This window comes from Kluyvera sichuanensis, from assembly GCF_040930405.1.
In the GTDB taxonomy this organism is placed as follows: Bacteria; Pseudomonadota; Gammaproteobacteria; order Enterobacterales; family Enterobacteriaceae; genus Kluyvera; species Kluyvera sichuanensis.
Map to the genome: position 1 here is coordinate 215353 of NZ_CP162271.1, position 24293 is coordinate 239645.

The 24293-nt window shown below is 56.9% G+C and carries 19 protein-coding genes; 7 read left to right on the plus strand and 12 right to left on the minus strand.

All coding sequences use genetic code 11. The annotated features are described in order from the left end of the window. Window positions 1-54: 54 nt before the first annotated feature. Window positions 55-1635: a phosphoethanolamine transferase gene (locus tag AB2B48_RS01060; RefSeq protein ID WP_185666684.1), complete on the minus strand. Its 1581-nt coding sequence runs from the start codon at window positions 1633-1635 to the stop codon at window positions 55-57. 257 nt (window positions 1636-1892) lie between these two features. Beyond that, window positions 1893-2018 carry a manganase accumulation protein MntS gene (gene mntS / locus AB2B48_RS01065; RefSeq protein WP_185666683.1) on the minus strand — a complete coding sequence of 42 codons (126 nt, stop codon included), beginning with the start codon at window positions 2016-2018 and terminating at the stop codon, window positions 1893-1895. Between the two features lie 181 nt (window positions 2019-2199). On the opposite strand from mntS, the gene mntR reads away from it, so the two are divergent. From mntR to AB2B48_RS01085, 4 genes are all read left to right on the plus strand, one after another. After that, a complete protein-coding gene (gene mntR / locus AB2B48_RS01070) occupies window positions 2200-2673 on the plus strand; it encodes a manganese-binding transcriptional regulator MntR (RefSeq protein ID WP_185666682.1) in 474 nt (157 codons plus the stop codon). Next, window positions 2670-3782: an anion transporter gene (locus AB2B48_RS01075; RefSeq protein WP_368300567.1), complete on the plus strand. Its 1113-nt coding sequence runs from the start codon at window positions 2670-2672 to the stop codon at window positions 3780-3782. The genes mntR and AB2B48_RS01075 overlap by 4 nt, the downstream gene beginning before the upstream one ends. 154 nt (window positions 3783-3936) lie before the next feature. Next, a complete protein-coding gene (locus AB2B48_RS01080) occupies window positions 3937-5313 on the plus strand; it encodes a glycoside hydrolase family 1 protein (protein WP_185666680.1) in 1377 nt (458 codons plus the stop codon). A gap of 15 nt (window positions 5314-5328) precedes the next feature. Then, a complete protein-coding gene (locus tag AB2B48_RS01085; RefSeq protein ID WP_185666679.1) occupies window positions 5329-6045 on the plus strand; it encodes a GntR family transcriptional regulator in 717 nt (238 codons plus the stop codon). Between the two features lie 45 nt (window positions 6046-6090). Here AB2B48_RS01085 and ldtB read toward each other — a convergent pair whose 3' ends face one another. Continuing rightward, a complete protein-coding gene (gene ldtB, locus AB2B48_RS01090) occupies window positions 6091-7011 on the minus strand; it encodes a L,D-transpeptidase (protein WP_220438663.1) in 921 nt (306 codons plus the stop codon). A 218-nt stretch (window positions 7012-7229) separates the two neighbouring features. On the opposite strand from ldtB, the gene AB2B48_RS01095 reads away from it, so the two are divergent. Beyond that, complete coding sequence (locus AB2B48_RS01095; RefSeq protein ID WP_185666678.1) at window positions 7230-8822, plus strand: ABC-F family ATPase; 1593 nt, start codon at window positions 7230-7232, stop codon at window positions 8820-8822. Window positions 8823-8921: 99 nt separating this feature from the next. Here AB2B48_RS01095 and AB2B48_RS01100 read toward each other — a convergent pair whose 3' ends face one another. Both AB2B48_RS01100 and AB2B48_RS01105 read right to left on the minus strand, forming a co-directional pair. After that, on the minus strand, window positions 8922-11288 hold the full coding sequence (locus AB2B48_RS01100; RefSeq protein ID WP_368300568.1) for a TIM-barrel domain-containing protein: 2367 nt from the start codon (window positions 11286-11288) through the stop codon (window positions 8922-8924). Window positions 11289-11302: 14 nt separating this feature from the next. Next, window positions 11303-12604 (minus strand): MFS transporter, encoded by a 1302-nt coding sequence (locus tag AB2B48_RS01105; RefSeq protein WP_368300569.1) that lies wholly within the window; start codon window positions 12602-12604, stop codon window positions 11303-11305. Between the two features lie 301 nt (window positions 12605-12905). Here AB2B48_RS01105 and AB2B48_RS01110 point away from each other — a divergent pair, with 301 nt between their 5' ends. Beyond that, window positions 12906-14009, plus strand: a complete 1104-nt coding sequence (locus AB2B48_RS01110; RefSeq protein ID WP_333012076.1) for a LacI family DNA-binding transcriptional regulator — start codon at window positions 12906-12908, stop codon at window positions 14007-14009. Here the strand turns inward: AB2B48_RS01110 and AB2B48_RS01115 are convergent. The 4 genes from AB2B48_RS01115 to AB2B48_RS01130 form a co-directional block, all read right to left on the minus strand. Continuing rightward, window positions 13976-15241 (minus strand): DUF1479 domain-containing protein, encoded by a 1266-nt coding sequence (locus AB2B48_RS01115; RefSeq protein WP_368300571.1) that lies wholly within the window; start codon window positions 15239-15241, stop codon window positions 13976-13978. The genes AB2B48_RS01110 and AB2B48_RS01115 overlap by 34 nt on opposite strands. A gap of 217 nt (window positions 15242-15458) precedes the next feature. Next, window positions 15459-16274 carry a Cof-type HAD-IIB family hydrolase gene (locus AB2B48_RS01120; RefSeq protein WP_368300572.1) on the minus strand — a complete coding sequence of 272 codons (816 nt, stop codon included), beginning with the start codon at window positions 16272-16274 and terminating at the stop codon, window positions 15459-15461. 222 nt (window positions 16275-16496) lie between these two features. Further along, window positions 16497-18929: a formate C-acetyltransferase/glycerol dehydratase family glycyl radical enzyme gene (locus AB2B48_RS01125; protein ID WP_368300573.1), complete on the minus strand. Its 2433-nt coding sequence runs from the start codon at window positions 18927-18929 to the stop codon at window positions 16497-16499. 4 nt (window positions 18930-18933) lie between these two features. Further along, window positions 18934-19836, minus strand: a complete 903-nt coding sequence (locus AB2B48_RS01130; RefSeq protein WP_368300574.1) for a glycyl-radical enzyme activating protein — start codon at window positions 19834-19836, stop codon at window positions 18934-18936. A gap of 280 nt (window positions 19837-20116) precedes the next feature. Here AB2B48_RS01130 and fsa point away from each other — a divergent pair, with 280 nt between their 5' ends. Further along, a complete protein-coding gene (gene fsa / locus AB2B48_RS01135; RefSeq protein ID WP_368300575.1) occupies window positions 20117-20779 on the plus strand; it encodes a fructose-6-phosphate aldolase in 663 nt (220 codons plus the stop codon). Between the two features lie 108 nt (window positions 20780-20887). Here the strand turns inward: fsa and AB2B48_RS01140 are convergent, their stop codons facing one another. The 3 genes from AB2B48_RS01140 to moeA form a co-directional block, all read right to left on the minus strand. Next, the gene (locus AB2B48_RS01140; protein WP_368301891.1) at window positions 20888-21868 is read right to left on the minus strand and encodes an IS110 family transposase; all 981 of its coding nucleotides are present in this window, start codon (window positions 21866-21868) and stop codon (window positions 20888-20890) included. 290 nt (window positions 21869-22158) lie between these two features. Continuing rightward, window positions 22159-22908, minus strand: coding sequence for a molybdopterin-synthase adenylyltransferase MoeB (gene moeB, locus AB2B48_RS01145; protein WP_185666669.1), 750 nt, complete (start codon window positions 22906-22908; stop codon window positions 22159-22161). Next, a complete protein-coding gene (moeA, locus tag AB2B48_RS01150) occupies window positions 22908-24143 on the minus strand; it encodes a molybdopterin molybdotransferase MoeA (protein ID WP_368300576.1) in 1236 nt (411 codons plus the stop codon). The genes moeB and moeA overlap by 1 nt, the downstream gene beginning before the upstream one ends. Window positions 24144-24293 lie beyond the last annotated feature (150 nt).

Consider the following 24293-nt stretch of genomic DNA (forward strand, 5'->3'; position numbering starts at 1 on the left):
ATCCGCCCGCAGGATTTCACAGCGAGCGGATAGCAAGAGCAGGGAAGGAATGAATTAGCTTTTGGGATCAAACAGATCGGTTTTCAGCGTGTCGTAGTCCACTTTTTGTAACTGGAAGTTGGTGATGTAGACCTTGCCAGCTTTCTGCGAAGAGACGAAGCGGTACTTCGGCGCGATCTCTTGCGTCTGGATCCCCGTCCACTGGGAGAAGAAGCTTAGGAAATCGTTAGCAGAACGGCGCGCCTTGATGACGTTGTGCTTTTTGTCATCGCTGGACAGCACCATAAACGGCACCTGGAAGTTCTGCTGGTACTTATCATCATGCGCCAGATACTGCACCGCCTTACCGCGCTCTTTAAACGCCAGCCCATGGTCGGAGAAATAGACCATGGAGAAGCTATCCGTATTGCGACGCAGCTGATCGTACAGTTGGCTGAGCAAGCTGTCGGTTTGTGTCATGGTATAGAGGTAGCAAGAGGTCTCTTTCGACTGCACAAACTGCGCATATTTGCCCTGGGTGCGGTCGCAGGCCTGCGGATGGGAACCCATCAGGTGCAGCACAATCAGCTGCGGCTGGCTACGGGCGGTCGACAGAACCTGCTCGGTCATTTTCAGCAGCGCTTCGTCGCGAGTATTTTTGTCCGCTTCGAAATCACCGTTTTTCAGGAAGTGCACTTCATCCGCGCGTTTGGCGATACTGGCAATTGCCGTATCGTATTCGCCAATCTGCCCCTGGTTGGAGAACCACCAGGTCTGGAAGCCCGCACGGTTGGCGAGGGTGACGAAGTTATCCTGGTACAGCGGTTTACCATCCACCACGCGGTTCAGGGTCAGCCCCAGCGATTTCTGCGTTGAGCCGCTGGCGGCAATATAGTTGGTGAACAGGTTGCCGTTCACCGAACTGGCAAACGGTGTGTTGTCCCAATGGCCGCCAAACGCGCCGAGCGCATCGCGGCGCGCGCTTTCGCCAATCACCACCACGTAGGTGTGATATTTCGGCTTCACGGCGAGCACGTTCCAGGTGTCTTTCATATTGGAAAGCTCAGCCATGCGCCGCTGCTCGTCAATCACCTCGTTGTTGTTCACGATGATGTCTTTGACGAAACGGAAGGCCGGGTAGCCGGTATCTCTCAGTTTAAAGCCCCAGCCGGTCATCTGGTTTTGAATCGGTTGGACGAAGAACACGCCGATGCAGAATACCAGGCACAGCGTTTCCATCATGCCCCAGCGCTTTTTGTCGGTGACTTTACGGCGAACGGCAATCACCCCGAGCGCAAAAATAAACAGGCCAACGAGGTAGCTGTACCACGGGAATATGGTGAAAATTTCCGTCGATTCTTCGACGTTGGTGGAGTGCAGCGCCAGCAGGGTGTTGAAGTTCGGTGCGCCATAGGCCTGGCTAAAGGGGAAATAGAGCGCCCCTACCAGAGAATAAACCCCCAGAATGACCTTCTGCGTTTTCGGCACTGTGCACCACAGCAAATGCAGGACGCCGGTAAAGGCGACGGCATAGAGCAGGCTAAAGGGGTAGCCCAGCGCCAGGTTAATCAGGATCGATTGTAAAAAATAAAATCCCGTCCACGGGCTCAGGGCAAGCCCACGTGCAGCGAGGGTTTCTTTCAGGGTTAGATTCATAGATAGCAACTATAAAAACGCCATGCGCATCCCCTGGCGTCAAGGGGTCTTTATTGGCCAGACAATGCGTGAAGAGGGGGAAGCAAAGTACAGGGCTGCGCAAAGATAAAGCGTGCTTATTATTGGGTCAACTACTGATAACGAATTGTTTTGGGAGGAGGATTGCAAAACCAGAAAATAATCGGGGTTTTTGGGCGAAATAGGGTAGGTTGCCACCGAATTGTGACGGAAAGATGAAGCGGCGATGCGCTCGCCGCTTAGCGGGACGGAGTGTCCTGTTGCGGTTTATTGTTGAACAGGTCGCACAGCATACCGATCAACATTAACCGGACTTTAAAAGGAGAATGACTAAACACGCTAATACACCTCTTGAATTCGTTCATGGTTCCTCCTGCGATTTGGCCCGTCATTCCGTGATGGGCGTTTGCATTACATACAGATATAGCACAGGCTATATTTTATAGCTATGGCTAAAACGTTAAATTTTTGTGCTCGGGTCACAATCCATTACAATGGGCCCACTTGATATGACGCGTTCAGGCGTCACACAGATGAGGAAGTGCTATGAGCCGCCGCGCAGGTACGCCAACAACAAAAAAAGCGACGCAGCTGGTTAACGTTGAAGAACACGTCGAAGGGTTCCGTCAAGTGCGTGAAGCGCATCGTCGGGAGCTGATTGATGACTATGTTGAGCTAATTTCTGATTTAATCCGCGAAGTAGGGGAAGCGCGACAGGTGGATATGGCCGCCCGTCTTGGCGTCTCGCAGCCGACGGTGGCGAAAATGCTTAAACGTCTTGCTGGCGTAGGGCTGATTGAACAGATCCCATGGCGTGGTGTATTCCTGACGCCGGAAGGGGAGAAGCTGGCGCAGGAGAGCCGCGAGCGTCATCAGGTGGTGGAGAACTTCCTGCTGGTGCTGGGCGTCAGCGCCGATACTGCCCGCCGCGACGCGGAAGGCATTGAACACCATGTCAGCGAAGAGACGCTGGACATGTTCCGCCAGTTTACCCAGAAACACGGGCAATACGTGGAATGAACCTCCCTTTTATACGGTCGCTCGCCCGCGACCGTTTTCTGCATCTGCTGATTATCGTCGGCGTACTGCTGAGCTTTTTCGTTCCCTTCACGCCATCACGCTGGCCTGCGGCCATTGATTGGCACACCATCATTACCCTGAGCGGCCTGATGCTGCTGACCAAAGGGGTAGAGCAGAGCGGTTATTTTGATGTCCTCGGACGCAAAATGGCGCGTCGCTTCGCCACCGAGCGGCAATTGGCGCTGTTTATGGTGCTGGCGGCAGCGCTGCTCTCAACGTTTCTCACCAACGACGTAGCGCTGTTTATCGTGGTGCCGCTGACCTTAACGCTGAAAAAATGGTGTGCGTTGCCGATTAATCGGCTGATTATTTTCGAAGCGCTGGCGGTTAACGCCGGGTCGCTGTTAACGCCTATCGGTAATCCGCAGAACATCCTGTTGTGGGGGCGCTCTGGCCTGTCGTTCCCGGCGTTTACCCTGCAAATGCTGCCGCTAGCGCTGGCGATGATGGCTACGCTGCTGGCGCTATGTTGGTTTTGCTTCCCAGCGAAAAGGCTGCAGTTTCAGAGCAGTGACGTCACACCGAGCTGGCAACCGCGGCTGGTGTGGAGCTGCCTGGCGTTCTACCTCGTCTTTCTGACCGCACTCGAAATGAAGCAGGAACTGTGGGGCCTGGCGATTGTGGCCGTCGGATTTTTGATTCTGGCGCGACGCGTCGTGTTCGGTGTGGACTGGACGCTGCTGCTGGTGTTTATGGCGATGTTTATCGACGTACACCTGCTGACCCAGCTTCCCGCGTTGCATCAGGTGTTGAGCGGGGTGAGCGGGTTGTCTGATGCGCCGCTCTGGCTTACGGCGATTGGGCTGTCGCAGGTTATCAGTAACGTCCCATCAACCATCCTGCTGCTCAACTACGTGCCGCCGTCGCTGCTGCTGGCGTGGGCGGTAAACGTCGGTGGCTTCGGGTTGCTGCCCGGCTCGCTGGCGAACCTGATTGCCCTGCGCATGGCGGCGGACCGACGCATCTGGTGGCGCTTCCACCTGTACTCTATTCCGATGCTGCTGTGGGCGGCGGCGGTAGGGTACGGGCTGCTGTTGATCCTTCGCTGATCTTTCCCCGGCGGGCCGGGCTACATTTGAAGCGCCGCCGGGAAAAAACCTCTCCGACTCACAAAAAACGATCTCCAGGGTTGCGCGCTTTTTCATCTTTGCGTTATATGACTAGTCATGAAATTTAAATGACTAGTCATATAGGGGCCGAACCATGAAACCATCACTGCCCGCCAACTTCCTTTGGGGCAACTCTGTTTCCAGCATGCAAACCGAGGGCGCCTGGAATGAAGGCGGCAAGGGGATGTCGGTATACGATATTCGCGAACCGAAAGAGTTCGCCTCTGACTGGAAGGTGGCGACGGATTCTTATCATCGCTATGAAGAAGATTTCGATTTAATGAAAGACCTGGGCATGAACTGCTACCGCTTCCAGATTGCCTGGAGCCGCGTGTGCCCAACCGGCGACGGCGAGTTCAACGAAGAGGGCCTTGCCTTTTACGATCGTTTTATCGATGCCCTGATTGAACGCGGCATTGAGCCGATGATCTGCCTGTACCACTTCGATATGCCGCTGGCGATGGCAGAAAAATACAACGGCTTTACCGACCGTCGCGTGATGGACGCGTTTATCCGCTACGGCAAAAAAGTGATCGACTGCTTCGGTGATAAGGTGACCTGGTGGCTGACCTTTAACGAGCAGAATCTCTACCATATGCCGGAAACGTTCCTGATCTCCGGCTATATGCGCGGCGACAAAACCCTGCGCGAGCTTTATGAAATCCAGCACCACGTGATGATGGCCCACGCGCATCTCACCAATTACTTGCATGAGACCAAACCGGGCAAGCTGATGGGCGGCATGCTGGCGCACGCTCAGGTTTATCCGGCCACCTGTAAGCCGCGAGATGTGTTCTGCGCCCAACAACTGGATGAGTTCTTCAACCAGAACCTGCTGCGTGCCTTTGCGGGCGAGGGCTACAGCCCGGAAGTGATGCACTTCGTTAAGCAGTCCGGCTTTGATGACATCTATCGCGAGGAAGACCTGGCGGTGCTGGCGACCATGAAAAACGATTACATGGCCTTCAGCTACTACGCCAGCCGCACCCTCAACAGCGACGCTGTTCCGGAAGGCACGGCGGTGAACAATTATATGCTGTTTGGCGACACGCCGAACCCGCACCTGAAAGCGACGGAGTGGAACTGGCAGATAGACCCGCTCGGTTTTCGCAGTATTATTACGCGCTATTACAATGACTGGCGTCTGCCGGTATTCCCGATTGAGAACGGCATTGGGGTGATCGAATCCTGGGACGGCGAACATATCATCGAAGATGACTATCGTATTGCCTATCATCGTGACCATATCAACGCCATGAAAGCGGCGATGTTTGAAGATGGCGCGCAGGTCATTGGCTATCTTGGCTGGGGGCTGATTGATATTCTGAGCTCGCAGGGAGATATGCGTAAACGTTACGGCGTGGTCTACGTCAACCGTGAAAACCACGATTTAAAAGACCTGAAGCGTGTGCCGAAGAAAAGCTATGAATGGCTGAAAAAAGCGATTCATAGCAATGGTGAAGAGATGTAATAACAGGAGTGGGCCATGGCGGCGAAATACATCGCGATAGCGCGGGAAATTAAAAAACGGATTATCAGTCGGCAGTATTCCGCCTCTGAACCATTGCCCGACCAGTTTGCACTGGCGGCGGAGTTCGGTACCAGCCGGATGACCATTCAGCAGGCTATGCGCCAGCTGATCGTCGAAGGGCTGGTGTATACCCGTCAGGGCCAGGGCACGTTTGTGCGTAAGAATTTCCTGCAGCTTTCACAGTGGGACGTTCCCGGCGCCGACTACTCCGGGGCCACCGAAACCTGGGAGCATCTTGGCACCGTGGAAAGCCAGGTCATTCGCTTTGAACTGCGTTTTCCTACGGAAAAAGAGCAGGCTTCGCTGCTGGTTAACGCCGATGCGCCGGTCTATGACTTTGTCCGTCTGCGTCTGCTCAACGGCGAGCCGCTGTCGCTGGATATGACCGTGATGCCGGTGTCGCTGGTGCCAGGGCTAAGTAAAGCGCATCTTGAAAGTTCGGTGTTTCGCTATGTGCAGGAAAATCTGGGCTTGAAGATGATGGGATCGTATCGGGTGGTGCGGGCAATTAAACCCGACACGCTCGATCAGCAGCACCTAAGCTGTGAGCCCGGCGACCCGGTGCTGGAGGTGGAGCAGGTTATTTACCTGGATGACGGCACGCCGCTGGAGTACGCGCACTGCCACTATCGCTACGATCATGGCGGCATAGTGATAGTGAATAACGGATAAAAAAATGGCGGGTAATTAACCCGCCATTTTTATGTCGTCAGGCAATTAGTTCAGACGAACTGGCATACCGGAACGGTTTTTAACCGCCTGGTCAACGATGCTCTGGTCAACGTCAGCCTGGCTGGTCACGCTCTGCACGGCTTTGGTCAGCACAACCGGAACGGTTTCGCCGCCTTCAAACTGGGCTTCGGTGGTAGACAGTGGGTTGTGAACTTCCATAAAGCGGCTGCCGTCTGGTTCGGTGGTCACTTTTACAGGCTCATCAATGAACTGCACGCGAGTACCGACCGGCACGTTCTGGAACAGGAACTTGATGTCTTCGTTACGCAGACGTACGCAGCCGTGGCTTACGCGCAGGCCAATACCGAAGTTGGCGTTGGTACCGTGGATAGCGTACAGACGGCCGATATACAGCGCGTACAGACCCATCGGGTTATCCGGGCCAGCAGGAACGACGGCTGGCAGCGGGTTACCGGCTGCGGCATATTCAGCGTGCATTTTCGCCGTTGGGGTCCAGGTTGGGCCCGCTTTCTTACGTTCTACCTTGGTGGTCCAGTTGATAGGCGTATCTTTGCCCAGCTGGCCGATACCGATTGGCAGCACGATCACGGTGTTGGTGCCCTTCGGATAGTAGTACAGACGCATTTCTGCACTGTTAATGACGATACCTTCATGCACGGTGTCCGGCAGGATCAGCTGCTGAGGAATGTTCAGCACGCTACCGCCTTTCGGCAGGTAGGTATCCACGCCAGGGTTAGCTTCCAGCATGTTAGACAGACCCATCTGGTACTGGGCCGCGAAGTATTCCAGCGGTTGCTTATTGTCTTCAGGAATGGTGATTACCTGATTCTGACCGACAATGCGGCTTCCATCGGTTGGCAGCGGGTAGGTTACCGCCGATGCCGAATTACAGAAGCCTACGACAGCAAGCGCCGCAGCGAAAAGCGTAGTTAATTTCATGTTCATGTTGTGCGAGGTATCAGTGCCATTACAGCGGTTGTTTGAGAATTCAGACTGTTGGTAGGAGCGCATTATATGTGCATTCCTCCCCGCAGGGAATTCGGATGTGTACGAAATCACATTTTTTTCACTTGAGTTACAGTTTAGTCACTGGCGAAGGCGGGCGCTTTTTATTCGGAATTGTGGCAGAATAGGCGGTTTGTCACATTCTTCAGGATACTCCCGTGTTAGTTACCAGCAACGTTACCATGCAGTTCGGCAGTAAGCCGCTGTTCGAAAATATCTCCGTCAAATTTGGCGGCGGCAACCGTTACGGCCTGATTGGCGCAAACGGGAGCGGCAAATCTACCTTTATGAAAATCCTCGGCGGCGACTTAGAACCGACGCTGGGCAACGTTTCCCTCGATCCGAACGAGCGCATCGGTAAGCTGCGTCAGGATCAGTTCGCCTTCGAAGAGTACTCCGTACTCGATACCGTGATCATGGGTCACGGCGAGCTGTGGGAAGTGAAACAAGAGCGCGACCGCATCTATGGTCTGGCGGAAATGAGCGAAGAAGACGGCTACAAAGTGGCCGACCTCGAAGTGCTCTACGGCGAAATGGACGGTTACTCTGCGGAATCACGCGCAGGCGAACTGCTGCTGGGCGTGGGCATTCCGCTGGAGCAGCACTACGGCCTGATGAGCGAAGTGGCTCCGGGCTGGAAACTGCGTGTGCTGCTGGCGCAGGCGCTGTTCTCTAACCCAGACATCCTGCTGCTCGATGAACCAACGAACAACCTGGACATCGACACCATCCGCTGGCTGGAGCAGACGCTGAACGAACGCGACAGCACCATGATCATCATTTCGCACGACCGTCACTTCCTGAACATGGTCTGCACCCACATGGCTGACCTCGACTACGGCGAACTGCGCGTATACGCCGGTAACTACGACGAGTACATGACCGCAGCGACCCAGGCGCGTGAACGTCTGCTGGCCGATAACGCCAAGAAAAAAGCGCAGATTGCTGACCTGCAGTCGTTCGTTAGCCGCTTTAGCGCCAACGCCTCTAAATCTCGTCAGGCGACCTCTCGTGCCCGTCAGATTGACAAAATCAAGCTCGACGAAGTGAAGGCCTCCAGCCGTCAGAACCCGTTCATCCGTTTCGAACAGGAGAAGAAACTGTTCCGTAACGCGCTGGAAGTCGAAGCGCTGACTAAAGGTTTTGATAACGGCCCGCTGTTTAAAAACTTCAACCTGATGATGGAAGTGGGCGAGAAGATCGCCATTATCGGTGCCAACGGCGTCGGTAAATCCACCATGCTGAAAACCCTGGTTGGCGAACTGGCACCGGATAGCGGTACCGTGAAATGGTCCGAGAACGCCAGCATTGGCTATTACGCGCAGGATCACGCCGAAGATTTCGATAACGATCTCTCCGTGTTTGACTGGATGAGCCAGTGGAAACAGGAAGGCGACGACGAGCAGGTGGTTCGTGGTTTCCTTGGCCGTCTGCTGTTCAGCCAGGACGATATCAAGAAGCCGGCGAAAGTACTGTCCGGTGGTGAGAAGGGCCGTATGCTGTTTGGTAAGCTGATGATGCAGAAACCAAACATTCTGGTGATGGATGAACCAACCAACCACCTGGATATGGAATCTATCGAATCACTGAACATGGCGCTGGAAATGTATCAGGGCACCCTGATCTTCGTTTCCCACGACCGTGAGTTCGTGAGCTCGCTGGCGACCCGCGTGATTGAAATTACCCCAGAGCGCGTGGTGGACTTCAGCGGCAACTACGAAGATTACCTGCGCAGCAAAGGCGTGGAGTAACTCCCTCACCCTAACCCTCTCCCAAAGGGAGAGGGGACCGTTCGGTGCAGGGCTAGGTTTTCCCCCTCTCCCTTGTGGGGAGAGGGCCGGGGTGAGGGGTTATCCTCGCACCCATTCACCGGTTTCTTCGCCGTTAATCAGTAGCCGACGTTTTTCCCCTTCCGGCAGCGTTACCTTCAACGCCTTCCACGCCGGACGATAATCACCGCGCGCATTGACCTTCAGATCAATGGTACTGCCGGTGCAGACCATCTCCCACTCCAGCCACAGCGCGTTGCCCTGCTGGTATCCCCACGACTCGCCGTCATCCTCAAACAGCAGACCGGACGAACTGCCCACGCCTTTCAGCGGGTACAGCTTCAGCTCGCGCTGGGTATCCTCGGCGGCGTTAACAAAGGTAATGCGTGCGCTCATGGGAATACCGGCCCCGGCACGAACCAGCAGCGGCAGTTTCTCCAGCGGTGCATCAACCGTTATCCACTGGCCGCCGCTGAACCACTCGCTGGTGTAAAAATCGTACCAACCGGTCTCGTTATCCGGCAGCCAGACGCGGCGCTCGCGCTCGCCTGCTTCGACGACGCTGGCGACCAGAATATCGCGGCCGAGCAGGAAATCGTCGCACTCCGCAAACGTCTGTTCATCGTGCTCGTGATCGAGGAACGTAGGGCGCAGCATTGGCTCGTCGTCGGCGTGCGCCTGCCACAGCAGGGTGTAGAAGTAGGGCAGCAGACGGTAGCGCAGTTCAATGGCACTGCGGATGGCTGGCGTGATGGCGGGGTACATCCACGGTTCGTTGACGGTATGGTCATCGTTCCAGGAGTGGATGGTAAAGCGTGGGTGCATCACGCCGTTTTGTACCCAGCGTACAAACAGTTCCGGGTCTGGTTTATCGCCGGAGAAGCCGCCGACGTCATGACCGAGGTTGTAGAGGCCAGATAGGCTCATGCCCAGCCCCATGCGGGTGTTGTAGCGCAGGGTATCCCAGTTGGTGCGGTTATCGCCGCTCCAGGTCTGCACGTAGCGCTGCATCCCGGCGCAGCCGGAGCGGGAAATCAGGTACGGTCGCTTGTTCGGTGCAAAGCGCTGCTGGGCTTCCATTGAGGCTCGAATCATCAGTAGCGGCATTACCGGGCGAATATGCTTGATGGCAATCTCTTTGCCAAATCCGTGGCAGCGCGCTTCGCCGTCCCAGACTTCAAACTCGTTGTTATCGTTCCAGGTGGAGTCGATACCCATTTCCAGCAGCTGGTTGGTGACGCCGTTCTGCCACCAGGCCACGGTCTGCGGGTTGGTGAAGTCGAGGTGTGAGCCTTCGTCATCCCAGAAGCTGGAACGTTCAGGGCCATCGCTTTCGGAGTCGCGAATAAACAGCGACTGCTCCGCTACCTCGCCGTAGCGCGGGTGATCCTGCAGCAGACACGGCTTAATGTTCGCTGCCAAGTGCAGCCCGGCGTCGTGGAACGCCTGGCTCATCACCTTCGGCTGCGGCACCTTATCGTAGTTCCAGTTGAACACGTAGCGCTTGCCGTTAATCGAGGTGTAGCCGGAAGAGAGCTGGAACGAGTCGCACGGGATCGCATGTTCGTCGCACAGACGAATAAAGTTCATCAGCTGATTCTGCGCGTCCGGCGCATCGGTGTAGTGCATAGTGGAACCGCTGTAGCCGAGGCTCCATTTTGGCCCGAACAGCGTTTTACCGGTTAAGCGGACGAAGGCTTTGGTCACGTCGAGCACGCGTTCACCGGTGAACAGGTAGTAGTCGATATCCCCGGCCTCGGCCTGCCAACGGCGGTAGGCGGTGTGGTAGTTGTCGATCTCGTTGCCGAGATCCAGCCAGCAGCTGCTGAGGTTGTCGTAAAACAGCCCGAAGCTCACGTCATCGCGACGGGTGATGGTAAACGGAATGTGTTTGTACAGCGGGTCAGTGCTGACCGCGTTATAGCCCATCGCATCGAGGTTGCGCATCTCATAGCGTTTGCCGGTGCGCTGCTGGTCGCCCGCTTTATCGCCGAGGCCATAAAATCGTTCGTCCTTGCGGCGGCTCTGGTAGTGCGCCACGCCGTCGCCGTGGGCGTTGACCAGGTAGGCGCTGGTCGGACGGTCGTTCACCAACGGCTGCCACTCGCCCTCGGCGTTACGGTAATGCCATTCGATCCACAGCGGCTGGTGGACGGTAGCACGCAAGGATTCGGTCGCCACCGTCACGGTGTCGTCCTGCTGGCTCAGCGTCCAGGCCGGCAGGGTAAAACCGCTGAGATCCTCACGGTCACGCCCTTCCCACGGCACATCCTGCGATGGCGCGATACTCCAGGTGCGGTCCAGCGCCAGCTCGCCTTTGCGTTTTAACAGCACGCGGAACAGATTCTCCTCCAGCACGTACAGGCACAGCGTGTGCTGGCCGTCGACCAGCAGCTCGACGTGATGGGTTGACTGTTTTTGCAGGGTCCAGTTTTTCAGCGTTTTCATATCTACATCCACTCTCAGGCGCGTTTTGCGCGGCGTTCAGCAATAAAGGAAACCAGGAAGATGGCGCCAATCAGGTCGAAGAAACCCATGGCGATAAACAGCGGGTTGAAGCCGATTTTGTCGGCGGTCACCCCGATAATCAGGGAAAAGATAAAGCTCGCGATCCACGCGGCGGATCCACGCATGCCGTTCACGGTTGCCATCTGGCCTTTATCGAACGACTCCACCACCAGCGCGCTCAGCATGCAGGAGATGATCTGGTGGCCGAAGCCGCCAATCGACATCAGCACCACGGCGACGATAGGATCTTTAGTGAGCGCGACCACGGCGAGTGACACCATCAGGAACGCGCCGGTCACGGAGCTTGCCACGGTGGAGTTGACGCGTGAGCAGCCAAACAGACGGACATACAGGCGGGTTAAGTAACCGCTGGCGACGCTGCCGAGGTCGGCGGCGAGGAACGGCAGCCAGGCGAACAGGGCGATCTGCTTGAGATCCATGTTGTACTGTTTGGCGAAGTAGAGCGGCATCCAGAAGCTGAATACGGCCCAGGCTGGTTCCGCCATAAACGCCGGAATGGCAATACCGTAGAAGCGTTTGTTTTTGCCGACGGTTTTCAGTGCGGTGAGGAACGGCAGTTTGACCGGCGGCGCTTCGTTATCCTGGCGGATATAGTCCAGCTCGGCCTTGCCCAGGTTCGGGTGCTTGTCCGGGTTATGGTAGAACACCCACCACAGCACCACCCATGCCGCCGCCAGCACGCCGGTAAACATAAATGCACCCTGCCAGCCAAAGGAGGCATGGGCAAAATAGATAATCGGCGGTGCCAGCATCGCGCCGATAGAAAAGCCAACGCCCGCCCATCCTGCTGCTACCGGGCGTTCGGATTTCGGGAACCACTCGCCAATCGTCTTAGCGTTTGCCGGGGTTGCCGCCGCTTCCGCGCCGCCCATAAAGAAGCGCAGCAGCGCCAGATGGATCCAGTTACCCGCCCCCGCATGCAGCAGGCAGGCCAGCGCCCACAGGCTGGCACAAATCATAAAGCCCAGCTTGAGGCCAATCACATCAATCAACCAGCCGCACAGCGGCTGGAACAGGGTGTAGGCAATCTGGAACGCCCCGACAATCCACGAGTACTGTTCAGTGGTGATTCCAAGGCTGGTTTTCAGCTCCGGGGCCAGAATACCCAGCGAGTTGCGGGTGATGTAGTTGACGGTCACGCCGAGCAAAAAGAGGACCAGCATCCACCAGCGCAGATTTTTCACTACGCGGCGCGTTTTGCTGACGGCCATATCATTATTGATACCCTGGCTCATAGGGTTCTCCACAGGATGATGTAGGGGACGATGCGCCAACTGCGTGGGGGGAGTTGTCACACCACTTTTATTAAGATTTTGATTGTTATCGTTTTTGTTTTTGTTCACTTCTACCGTTCTTGTATGGAAGTTGTTCTACCAATTCACAGTAGGAGACAATAAAAGCGGGGGAAAGCGCGTTTTGTGCACGTTTTTTCATAACTGGCTGATATAGATTACGTACAAGCATTCAAATCCCGTCAGCGTGCGGTTTTTATGTCATGAAAATTCTTTCATTTCTGAATTAGAGGCGGATCACATAATGGAAAAGAAGCTAAGAATCGCGGAAATTGCCGCGCGAACGGGGCTCTCCGCCAGCACCGTTTCGCGGGTATTAGCAGGGAAAGCCAACACCAGCGACCGCGCCCGGGAAAAGGTGCTGGCCTGTGCGCGTGAATTGGGGGTGATGGACGGCATGGCAGCAGGCCGTATGTTGCTGAACAACCTGATAATATTTGCGCCGCCAAGGGCGTTTGACGAGCGTTCGGACATCTTCTACTACCGTGTGATTCAGAGCATCAGCAAGGCGCTGGCTCCGCACGAGGTGCGCCTGCGCTATTGCCCGCTGGAAGAGAACGACGGTGACCCGACGCTATTTTTGTCACGTATGAATGAACCGGAGACGCAGGCGGCCATTCTGTTGGGTATCGACGATCCGCATATTCACGATCTGGCAGCCGATCTCGGCAAGCCCTGCGTGCTGATCAACTGCCGTGACGATCGTATGCGATTACCCGCTATTGCACCCGATCACCGCACGATCGGCGCGTTTGCCGCCCGTTATCTGTTTGAAATGGGCCACCGCGAGGTGATGAACGTGATGTGCCTGCGCCGCTACACCATGGAACAGCGGCTGGCGGGCATTAAAGAGTCGTGGCGGCAGCACAACCTCGTTTTTCAGCATGAGCGTGACTTACTCAATATCGGCAGCTTTAGCGCCAAAGGGGCGGAAGAGAAGGTGGGGGCGTGGCTCGACGCGCTGGGCAGCCGCCCGATGCCAACGGCGTTCCTGGTCGGCGGTGATTTTATGGCGGCGGGTACCATCAACGCACTGCGTCAGCGCGGGCTGCGCGTGCCGCAGGATGTTTCGGTGATGAGTATCGACGGCTTTAACCTGGCGGCAATTGAAGATGTGCCGTTAACCGCGGTCCACGTTCCGCGTGATGAGCTGGGCGTTGAGGCGGTGCAGATGCTGCAACAGCGCTTAATTCGCCCGGATGCACCGGTGGGTTCACTGCTGTTGCACGGGCGGCTGGCGGTGCGGGAGTCGGTCAGGCGGGTGCGCCCCGGAAAAGGGCACACCGCCGTAGAGCGGGAAGGGCTGTACGACAATCAGCCGTCGATACCGAGCGCTCGCTTGCCGTGAATGTTAAGGTCGGCAAGGGTGAAGCGCCCTTGCCAGTCGGCTTCGTAATCTTCGCGCGGGAAGTCGCCAGGCGAGGCACCGCGCTCCAGCGCAGCCTTCACCTTATGGGCGTAGGCGAGGTTTTTCGCACACATCGGTGCCGCCGGAATATACATCACGTTGCCCCAGCCTTGCTGATTCTCGACCGGTGCTACCGAGTGAATCACGTCGCAGTGCCACCATACTGAATCCCCGGCCTCAATGGCGGGAATGGCGGTCAGCGCGCTGATTAACAACGGGTGCCATTTCTCGGAAATCGGCAGCACTTTCCCCGGCGCGACGCCGCAGAGTTCATCGTCCGGCACATCATCCAGCAGTGGACGCAGCAGCACGTAGGCCATCGCTTCTGGAATCGGCACGACGTGCAATAATCCCTGATCGGGAATCATATCGGAGAGCGCCGTCCAGCCCTGGAAGGTGCGGAATACCGAGCATTTGGTGGTGTTATCGACGGTGTACTCTTCCACATCAGTGCGGTGCGCGGCGTTCCACGGATCGTACTGTTCAATATTGCCGTTAAACACGTTGGCAAACACCTGCTGGTAGGCCGGTAGCAGCCAGCGCTCCAGCGCGCCGGAGTCGGTATGCGCCCCCAGACCTTTGGAGGTGGTGCCCGGCGGGCGGCGGCGAATACGATCCGGGTAGATAACGCTGATATCCGGGTTAAACCACTGCTTACCGTCGCTTTCCACCTGCCACAAACGGTTCAGGAATGACTGCGCTTGCGCCATTTCCGGGCTCTGGCGGGCCTGCATCTGCGCCTGTGACCAGTAGATGGGGTAAATCTCCGGGCGTGAGGCATCAAGCGAACCGAAGAAGGTGTCTCCGGGACCTTTGTAGACATCGTCAAAGCGGTTGAAGTCGAGGTAGTCGAGCATCGAACGATCCCAGGCCAGCGCCTGTTCGCGAGGGAAATGACCTTTGATCACCGCACAGCCGCGACGCTTCACCTCAGCGCGGGTGGCTTCCGTTATCTTTCCGGCCGCGAGTTCGGCATACGGGATCTCCGGCCATACCGGTTGACCCTCAGCCTTCAGCGCGTTAATTTCCGCCACGCGGGCTTCAATGGTGGCGCTCAGGCGGTCGAACACCGCCTGCACATCGCCAATCTGGGCGCGCAGCGCCTGCTTCATCTGGCGAATCGCCGCTTTCGGGTCGGCGGGCAGCGTTTCGTGGGTAAAGGACATCGTCATATCAACCTCGCAATCTTTCGTTCGAAAGTAAAATGCATTACAAGTGACACTTTAAGTTAAAATAAAGTTAATGCAAGTTTAAATTTTTGCGTTCGATCACGAAGGGGAAAAGTAGCGATAAGTAGCCCGGCCGAGCGCAGCGACGCCGGGAAGGCGCAAGACTTAGATGTCGGGAGAATTCCCGGAGTCGGCGCTCTGCGCCTCGTCCGGGCTACCTTCAGGAAGAGAAAGGTGCGGTGCCGTCGAGCACGGCCTGAATCACATTCAGCGCGCCGTCGTGGTTGTTATCGTCGGTCTGATAGTCGGCGATGGCTTTAATGCTCTCGCCCGCGTTGCCCATTGCGAAGGCGTACTTCACAAGCTTAAGCATTTCGGCATCGTTGCCGCTGTCGCCAATCGCCACGCACTGCTGCGGCGAAAGCTGCCAGCGTTTCAGCAATCGACTGATACCGTTGGCTTTGTGCAGACCAGGGATGATGAGATCGACAAAGCCGAAACCGCTGGTAACGGGCTTCATAATGCCGTCAAGGGAGACGTGCAGCTTATCAATTAGATCGGGAATGTCGCTATCCGGCAGGTTCAGCGAGAATTTGAACATCTTGTCATCGACGTCGTGGAAGTTCGCCACGCGCTTTAAGCGGTAGTAGTGTTTGGACATCAGCTCGACCAGCGCATCTGGCGCGCTCTCGCTGATATAAGCGCTTTCCAGACCACAGGCGACGAAGTACATCTGCGGGTCTTTCAGCAGCTCACCAATCACCACCTGGTACTCATGCTTCGTCAGCTCACCGTGGAAAAGGTGCTGCCCGTGTTCGTAAACCAGCGCGCCATTTTCAGCGACAAAAGAGAGGCGATCGCGAATTTCAGGGAAGAAGGTAATCAGTTGGTAGTACTGGTTGCCGCTGGCAACGACGAATTCAATGCCACGCTGTTGAAGCTGTTCAAACTGCGCCAGAAACCGCGAACGGTCGTAGGTCTTGGCGTCATTAAGAAAAGTTCCGTCCATATCAGTGACGATAACTTTAACGGTCATGCGGGATGCTCCTGGAGTAACTTCGGCCAGAAACAATTTAATTACAATGTGAGCTAAAGCACAAATTTATTTCATTCGAAAGAGAAGTGACGGGGGGTTGTGCGTGCTGGACCCTCACCCCGGCCCTCTCCCTGGAAGGGAGAGGGGGAATTCACCAACGGCACCGATCGGTTCCCTCTCCCCTAGGGGGAGAGGGTTAGGGTGAGGGGGAAATGCACCGACCTACAGCGTATGTTCCGTACGCGCAATAATATCGTCCTGCGCATCCGGCGATAGCGCGGTAAAGAACGCCGAATACCCTGCCACGCGCACCACCAGGTCACGATACTGATCCGGATGTTTCTTCGCTTCCAGCAGCGTTTCGCGCGACACGATGTTGTACTGGATATGCCAACCTTTATGCACTTCGAAGAAGGTGCGCAGCAGCGCCATCAGCTTCTGCTTATCACTCTCGTTCTCAAGGGTTGCTGGGTTCAGCTTCTGGTTCAACAGCACACCGCCAAGAATCGCCGAGGTTGGCAACTTCCCAACCGAGCTAATCACCGCCGTTGGCCCAAGATGGTCGGTGCCGGAAGCCGGGCTGGCACCTTCGGCAAGCGGGGTTTTGGCCTTACGGCCGTCCGGCGTTGCCATGGTCTGCGCGCCAAACGGTACGTTCGCAGAGATAGAGGACGTGCCAGCATAGTAGTTGCCGCCAATCGGGCCACGACCGTAGCGCGGGTTGTGATACTGCTTCAGCTCGTCGATATAGGTCTGGTAGGCGCGAGCCAGCAGGGTGTCGACGCTATCATCATCGTTGCCGTACTTCGGCGCGCCGTTGATCAACCGCTGGCGCAGTTGCTCGTGAGTCAGGCCGTCGTAGTCTTCCGCCAGCGCTTTTGCCAGCTCCTGCTGACCAATCAGCCCCTGATCGAAGACCAGCTTTTTCACTGCCGCCAGGCTGTTGCCGAGGTTGGCGATACCGACCTGCAGGCCGGAAACCCAGTCATACTTCGCGCCACCCTGTTTGATACTTTTCGCCCGCTCGATGCAGTCGTCAACCAGCGCCGAGCACAGAATATCATGCACGTTCTCTTCCAGCATGGTGTCGACCACGTACTCAATCTCAATCGATTTGCGGGTGTAGTAGCGAATCTGGGTATCCCAGTCGGCCAGCATTTGATCGAAGTTGGCGAAGTTGCCCTGCGACAGCGCGTGCTCTTGCGGCAAGAATACCTTGCCGCTGGTGGCATCGCGGCCGCCTTCCATCGCCGCGAGCATTACGCGGGCAAAGTTGATAAAGCTCATGCCAGTGCAGCGGTAACCCCACTTGCCGCCGACGGCGGTTTCGATGCAGCCGATGGCCGCATAGTCGTAGGCATCTTCCGGCTCAACGCCGAGCTTAATAAATTCCGGGATAACGATTTCATCGTTGTTGAACGCCGGCATGCCGAAGCCGCAGCGAATTACCTGCACGCAGGCGTCGAGGAAGTCGTTGCTCATGCCCGCGTGGTAGCGCACGCTCAGGTTAGGTTGAGTGGAACGCAAACGGCCGCAGGATTCGAGAATCGCGTAAGAGAGCGGGTTCACCGCGTCCAGCGCTTCACCGTTCACCAGTTTCTGACCGCCGATGGTGACGTTCTGATACAGCGGGCTACCGGCGGACGCTTTAGAGTGCGAGCCGGAGCGAATCTTGTTCACTTCCAGCAGCTTCAGCCAACAGCTGTGCAACAGCTCGATGGCGTGTTCGCGATCCAGCGTCTGTTCCAGCTCAACGTCGCGGCGGTAGTACGGGTAGAGATACTGGTCCATGCGGGCAAACGACACCGAGTGGCCGTTGGACTCAATTTGCAGAATCAGCTGGATGAAGTAGCACAGCTGCAGCGCCTGCCAGAAGGTTTTTGGCGGCTCGTGGGCAATCACATCGCAGTTTTCGGCCATCGCCAGCAGTTCGTCGCGGCGGCTTTCGCGAATCTCTTCGGCGGCCATCCTGCGCGCCAGTTCGGCGAAACGTTCAATATGCAGGCTCACCGCGTCCAGTACGATATCAATCGCTTTCAGGAACTGCTCGCCGTGCAGGTCTTCCAGCACGGTCAGGTTAATGCGGGTGCGGCGCTCGGCTACCTTAGCGCGCATACCGTCGAGGCCTTTTTCCAGCAGCAGCGGGAAGTTCACCGCCAGGTGGGCATCGCCGGAGGTCATGTTGCCTTCGGCTTTGATGATGCCGGTCGCCAGCAGCGCTTTTTGCTCGTCGGTGAACATGCCGTAGCAGCGGTCCTGTACGGTCTGGCCGCGCCACCATGGGCACACTTCGTGCAGCACGCGCTTGTTCTCTTCGCTGACCGCAAAGCCAGCGCCTGGACGATCGGCCAGGTCATCGATCTCTTTTTCAATCCAACTGACGGTGTATTCCGGGAAGATAGGCGCGGCGCGCACTTCGCTTGCCTGGTTGCCGATGATCAGCTCGTCGTGCTTGATCCAGATAGTGCGTTCTGCTAGGTGATGGGCCAGCGCCAGCGCACGGCGTACCGGAATCGGTTTGTCGAGATGCTGCTGATAGGCTTCGGTATAGTGCCGCGCACGTTCGGTGCACACCGGCGGCTTCACGATATGCACCAGCGCGTTTTTATGGGCCTGAATGCGGTCGGTCAGTTTATCGAGTTTCAGAATGGTCATCGTTTTATCCTCGTAGTGTCGCTGTTAACCCTTTTTCACCGGCATACTGTTGAGCAAAATCCAGCAGCTCAGGGTCATTCAGCGGCTTATCGGGTGCGAAGTAGGGAAGGCCGAGCAGGGCATATTTATTGATGCCGAGCGTGTGGTAAGGCAGAAAATGAATCTCGCGCACGCCGGGCATTTCGTCGGCGGCAAAATCGGTAATCGCTTTAATCGAGATTTCGTCGGCGTTAAAGCCTTGAATCAGTGGCACGCGCAGCGTGACCTGTTTACCGGCGGCTGACAGCCGTTTCAGGTTATCCAGCACGCGCTTCGCCGAGCCGTCGGTCCACTGCTTGAAGCGTGCTTCATCGACATGCTTAAGGTCTGCCAGGAACAGGTCGATATAGGGCAGCGCGGGTTCAAGGTAGCGCCACGGCACGTGCAGGCAGGTCTCAACGGCGGTGTGAATTCCCTGGTCGTGCGCGCTTTTTAACAGCGTAAGCGCCAGTTCCGGGTTCATAAACGGCTCGCCACCGGAGAGGGTCATGCCGCCACCGCTGCGGTCATAAAACGGTTTGTCGCGCAGCACGGTGGCCATGATTTCGTCAGCGCTTTTTGCTTCCCCGCAGACGGTTAACGCCTGCGTCGGGCAGCAGGTGGTCAGTGTGGCAAGATGGCTGTCATCCAGCTTTTCCCTATGGATAACCAGCCCGTTCAGCGCACGTTCAATTACCGACGGCGCGGCTTTCTGGCACAGGTCGCAGCCATCCAGGCACAGGCGCGGGTCGAACAGCAAATCCTGCTCGCGGGAGCGGCTTTCGGGGTTCTGGCACCAACGGCAACCGAGCGAACATCCTTTCAGGAAGACGACGGTGCGAATGCCTGGGCCATCGTGGGTGGAATAGCGCTGAATGTTGAAAATCATATGCTGCCCTCTTCTTTCGTATAAAGATTAAAATACTTTCGAATGAAAGTTATCTTGACGTGAGTCAACTTAAGCAGAGGTTTTGCTGTGGTAATGTTATTCCATGCTCAGGGCCTATCCCATTAGGCTATTTTATTCGCCATTTTGGCGCCGGGCAGTGCTCGAAATCCTCACGTACTACGTGTACGTTCCGGTTTCTGCGCGCTGTCCGACGCCAAACTGGCTTCAACAATTACGCCTACTGGGATAGGCCCTAAATATCACGGTTTAAGGACACATCATGGAACTCTATCTCGACACCTCCGACGTCGCAGCAGTGAAGAAGCTGGCGCGTATTTTCCCGCTGGCTGGCGTGACCACTAACCCAAGTATCGTGGCGGCAGGTAAGACGCCGCTGGACGCACTGCTGCCGGAACTGCTGGATGCCATGGGCGGTAAAGGCCGCCTGTTTGCCCAGGTGATGGCGACCACGGCGGATGGCATGGTGGCGGACGCGCGCAAGCTGCGGGCGATTATTCCCGATCTGGTGGTGAAAGTGCCGGTGACGGCGGAAGGTCTGGCGGCGATTAAGCTGCTGAAAGCGGAAGGTATCCCAACGCTCGGTACCGCGGTTTACGGCGCGGCGCAGGGGTTGCTGTCGGCGCTGGCGGGGGCCGATTACGTCGCGCCCTACGTCAACCGCGTAGATGCCCAGGGGGGCAACGGTATTCAGACGGTGTGTGAATTACAGGATCTGCTGACCCTGCATGCGCCGCAGGCAAAAGTGCTGGCCGCAAGCTTTAAAACACCGCGTCAGGCGCTGGACTGCCTGCTGGCGGGTTGCCAGTCAATCACGCTGCCGCTCGATGTGGCGCAGCAGCTGATTAGCTACCCGGCGGTTGATGCGGCGGTGGCGAAGTTTGAACAGGACTGGCAGACGGCGTTCGGACGTACGTCGCTGTAGCGCGTAGATACTGTGAGCGGCAGCAACTCCTTTTCACCGTTGCTTCCCGGATTGCAGGCATAACTTTAACAGCGCCTTCTGGCGCTGTTATCACTTCCCCGTCCGCCTTTATACTACAGGCATCCCATGCTGCAACGCATCGAACGTTTTTCCTGACTTTAATACCCCATAGGCCACCTGCGCCAGCTTACGCATCATTGCACCTATTATCACTTTCGGTCGCTTCCCGTTACCTTCCAGCCTTTCCCTGAACGCTTTTCCCCATGCCGTGTGATACAACGCTGACATCGCCGGCATATATAACGCTCCGCGCAGATGAACCGGTCCTGCTTTGCTCATCCTGCTTGTTCGCATCACGCTGCTCCCCGACTCATGCTGCTTCGGCGTCAGTCCTGCATACGCTGCGAACTGCCGCGCAGTGGCGAACCTCAGCTTCAGTCCCGTGTACGCCAGCAGCACCGCGGCGGTTTTCTCTCCTATCCCCGGGATACTGCTCAGCAGCTTCCGCCGTTGTTTCATATCCGGGTCGTTGTCCGTCAGGTCTTTTATCTGTTTTTCAATGCGCCTCAGCTCTGCTCCCAGACACTGCAGGAGAACATCAATGCTCTCCAGCTGTACTTCCGGTGCAGTTTCCTGGCGGTTTTTCTCCTGAGTCTGCATCTCTGTCAGCGACTGATGTCGTAGCACCAGCGCTTTCAGGGCCCGCTCTGTCGGGTGCGGCGCTTCCCATGCTGGCGGCTTTTTCTCCCGGCAGAAGTGAGCCAGCATACGAGCGTCCACTTTGTCGGTTTTGTTGCGCAGCCCTTCACTGCGGGCAAAGGCAGCGCTCAGGGAAGGGTTGATGATGGAGACGGTATACCCGGCATCGCTCAGATGGGCGGCAGCGTCTTCCATGTAGGTGCTGGTAGACTCCATGCAGACATGAGCATGGCTCACCTCATGGCTACGAAGCCAGCGGACCAGGTCCTCATAGCCCGGGGGAGTATTGGCAAACTTTTTACAGAGATGGCGGCCATCAGGGCGAAGGATATCAACATCAAGTTTAGTTTTAGCGACATCAATGCCGATGAAGTACAGTTCATATTCCATAGTGAAACCCACCTTGCGAATGCGGATTACCGGTAAAAACCGGTCCATGATACTGTCCGGTTTGTCACATGAGAAAGAACGGCGGACCGGTGCAGAATATCTACGGTACAGGCGTGAAAGCCTAAGCCCGGGCACGGCATCCGGACCGCCATCAGAGAGAACTGGCCGGTTCTTTCTGACGAGGTAATCATACAAGCCCGGGCGAGGCATTTATGCCGACCCCGGGGCGGCTCGGAGTTGATTCCCGGCGTCGCATTCGCTCGGCCGGGCTACGATGGATTCGCCGAAGCCTACCCGCACACCTCACACGTCGGGCTACGCATCAGCTTCATCTCTCTGAACTGACAACGCATCGCGTCGTACATCACGATTTTCCCCGCTGCGGGCACCCCGTAATGGGTCAGCACCTTAATCGCTTCCATCGCCTGCATTGCGCCAATCACGCCAACCAGCGGGGACATCACCCCGGCTTCCACGCAGGTTAACGCGTTCTCGCCGAACAGGCGGCTCAGGCAGCGGTAGCACGGCTCGTCCTCCTGGTACGTAAAGACGCTGATCTGACCTTCCATACGAATCGCCGCCCCGGAAACCAGCGGTATTTTGTGCTGGAAACAGCCCGCGTTGAGCTGATTGCGAATGGTCACGTTGTCGGTACAGTCGAGCACCAGGTCGTGTTCGGCAATCTGCGCCCACAGCGCCGCTTCTTCCAGCATCGCATTTAGCGTATTCAGCCTAACGTGCGGGTTAATGCGCGCCAGCGCCTCGCGCGCAGAGTCCACCTTCGGCTGACCGATGGTGGCATCGCTGTGCAGCGTCTGGCGCTGTAGGTTGGAGAGCGAAACGGTATCGAAGTCGAGCAGCGTCAGCTCGCCGACACCTGCGGCCGCCAGATACTGCGTGGCCGCGCAGCCCAGCCCGCCGAGGCCGACGACCAGCACGCGGGCCTCTTTCAGCCGCTCCTGACCGTCAAAATCGAAGTCGCGCAGGATGATTTGCCGGTTATAGCGCATCATCTCCGCATCGCTAAGCTCCGCCGCCATTACAGGCCTCCCAGCAGATGGTTAAACGGCTCTACCTCTACCCATTCGCCCGGCTCAACGTGACCGCGTTCGCGCTCCAGCACGATAAAGCAGTTGCCCTGGCTGAACGAACTGAAGATGTGGGAACCCTGATGGCCGGTGGTGGAAACGGTCAGCTCGCCGTTTTCATTGCGGATCAGCAGGCCGCGCTGGAAGTCGAGGCGGCCCGGTGATTTTTTCAGGCGGTCGGTGGTGCGTACGCGCAGACGTGGTGCCTGGGTGGCTACGCTACCGGCGCTCAGCTTCGCCAGCAGTGGCTGCACCAACTGGTAGAAAGTCAACGCCGCAGAAACCGGGTTGCCCGGCAGGCCGCAGAACCAGCTGTGGTTAAGCTTACCAAAGGCGAACGGTTTGCCCGGTTTGATGGCGAGCTTCCAGAAGCTGATTTCACCGAGCTCATCGAGGATGGTTTTGGTGTAGTCGGCTTCACCGACGGAAACGCCGCCGGAGCTAATTACCACGTCGGCCTGTTGGTCAGCCTGGATAAAGGTCTGGCGCAGTTGCTCCGGATCATCACGGATGATGCCGAGGTTAATCACCTCGCAGCCCAGCTGTTCCAGCATCAGGTGCACCGCCAGACGGTTGGTATCATAGATTTGTCCATCGCCCAGCGGCTGGCCCGGCAGCTGCAGCTCATCGCCGGTGGAGAACAGCGCGACGCGGATTTTACGCACCACGTCCACCTCAGCGATGCCGAGCGATGCCAGCACCGGCAGTTCGGCGACGGTTAAACGGGTTCCGGCAGGGAACACTACCGCGCCGTTGGCGATGTCTTCACCGCGACGGCGAATATTCTGGTTGGCTTTAACGTGGGCGGTAAAACGAATGCCGTCGTCAGTTTGCTCTGTCTCTTCCTGCATCACCACCGCGTCGCAGCCCGCAGGCACCGGCGCGCCGGTCATAATGCGAATACAGGTACCGGCAGGCCATTCACCGTGGAACGGCTGACCGGCAAAAGCTTTACCTGCCACCGTCAGCGGCGTCTGCGCCGTGAGGTCGGCCAGACGCACCGCATAGCCATCCATCGCCGAGTTATCAAAACCCGGTACGTCCAACGGGGAGACGATATCGCTCGCGGTAATGCGACCAAAAGCCTTCAGCAGCGGTACCGACTCGCGCTCGTGCAGCGGGGTAATCTGATCAAGCATTTGGCTCAACGCGGTATCAAGCGACATCAGTCCGGCGGTAAAATCCATGGGTAAACTCCTGCGGGAAACGTTCGAATGCGCACATTATGGCAGAAAAGCCTTACCGACAGTATGCCACCTGTGGTGTACCTCACTATGCGGGATGCTATTTCTATATTCAAAATTGATATAGGAACAGAGGCACTATAATGATATCTA

What these genes read in the sequence shown, in the direction of transcription:
- moeA (WP_368300576.1), bottom strand. Translation starts at nt 24,143, where the DNA reads ATGGATTTTACCGCCGGACTGATGTCGCTTGATACCGCGTTGAGCCAA.
- AB2B48_RS01060 (WP_185666684.1), bottom strand. Translation starts at nt 1,635, where the DNA reads ATGAATCTAACCCTGAAAGAAACCCTCGCTGCACGTGGGCTTGCCCTG.
- moeB (WP_185666669.1), bottom strand. Translation starts at nt 22,908, where the DNA reads ATGGCGGCGGAGCTTAGCGATGCGGAGATGATGCGCTATAACCGGCAA.
- AB2B48_RS01110 (WP_333012076.1), top strand. Translation starts at nt 12,906, where the DNA reads ATGGAAAAGAAGCTAAGAATCGCGGAAATTGCCGCGCGAACGGGGCTC.
- ldtB (WP_220438663.1), bottom strand. Translation starts at nt 7,011, where the DNA reads ATGAACATGAAATTAACTACGCTTTTCGCTGCGGCGCTTGCTGTCGTA.
- AB2B48_RS01115 (WP_368300571.1), bottom strand. Translation starts at nt 15,241, where the DNA reads ATGACGATGTCCTTTACCCACGAAACGCTGCCCGCCGACCCGAAAGCG.
- AB2B48_RS01125 (WP_368300573.1), bottom strand. Translation starts at nt 18,929, where the DNA reads ATGACCATTCTGAAACTCGATAAACTGACCGACCGCATTCAGGCCCAT.
- AB2B48_RS01130 (WP_368300574.1), bottom strand. Translation starts at nt 19,836, where the DNA reads ATGATTTTCAACATTCAGCGCTATTCCACCCACGATGGCCCAGGCATT.
- mntR (WP_185666682.1), top strand. Translation starts at nt 2,200, where the DNA reads ATGAGCCGCCGCGCAGGTACGCCAACAACAAAAAAAGCGACGCAGCTG.
- AB2B48_RS01075 (WP_368300567.1), top strand. Translation starts at nt 2,670, where the DNA reads ATGAACCTCCCTTTTATACGGTCGCTCGCCCGCGACCGTTTTCTGCAT.
- fsa (WP_368300575.1), top strand. Translation starts at nt 20,117, where the DNA reads ATGGAACTCTATCTCGACACCTCCGACGTCGCAGCAGTGAAGAAGCTG.
- AB2B48_RS01120 (WP_368300572.1), bottom strand. Translation starts at nt 16,274, where the DNA reads ATGACCGTTAAAGTTATCGTCACTGATATGGACGGAACTTTTCTTAAT.
- mntS (WP_185666683.1), bottom strand. Translation starts at nt 2,018, where the DNA reads ATGAACGAATTCAAGAGGTGTATTAGCGTGTTTAGTCATTCTCCTTTT.
- AB2B48_RS01085 (WP_185666679.1), top strand. Translation starts at nt 5,329, where the DNA reads ATGGCGGCGAAATACATCGCGATAGCGCGGGAAATTAAAAAACGGATT.
- AB2B48_RS01100 (WP_368300568.1), bottom strand. Translation starts at nt 11,288, where the DNA reads ATGAAAACGCTGAAAAACTGGACCCTGCAAAAACAGTCAACCCATCAC.
- AB2B48_RS01140 (WP_368301891.1), bottom strand. Translation starts at nt 21,868, where the DNA reads ATGGAATATGAACTGTACTTCATCGGCATTGATGTCGCTAAAACTAAA.
- AB2B48_RS01080 (WP_185666680.1), top strand. Translation starts at nt 3,937, where the DNA reads ATGAAACCATCACTGCCCGCCAACTTCCTTTGGGGCAACTCTGTTTCC.
- AB2B48_RS01105 (WP_368300569.1), bottom strand. Translation starts at nt 12,604, where the DNA reads ATGAGCCAGGGTATCAATAATGATATGGCCGTCAGCAAAACGCGCCGC.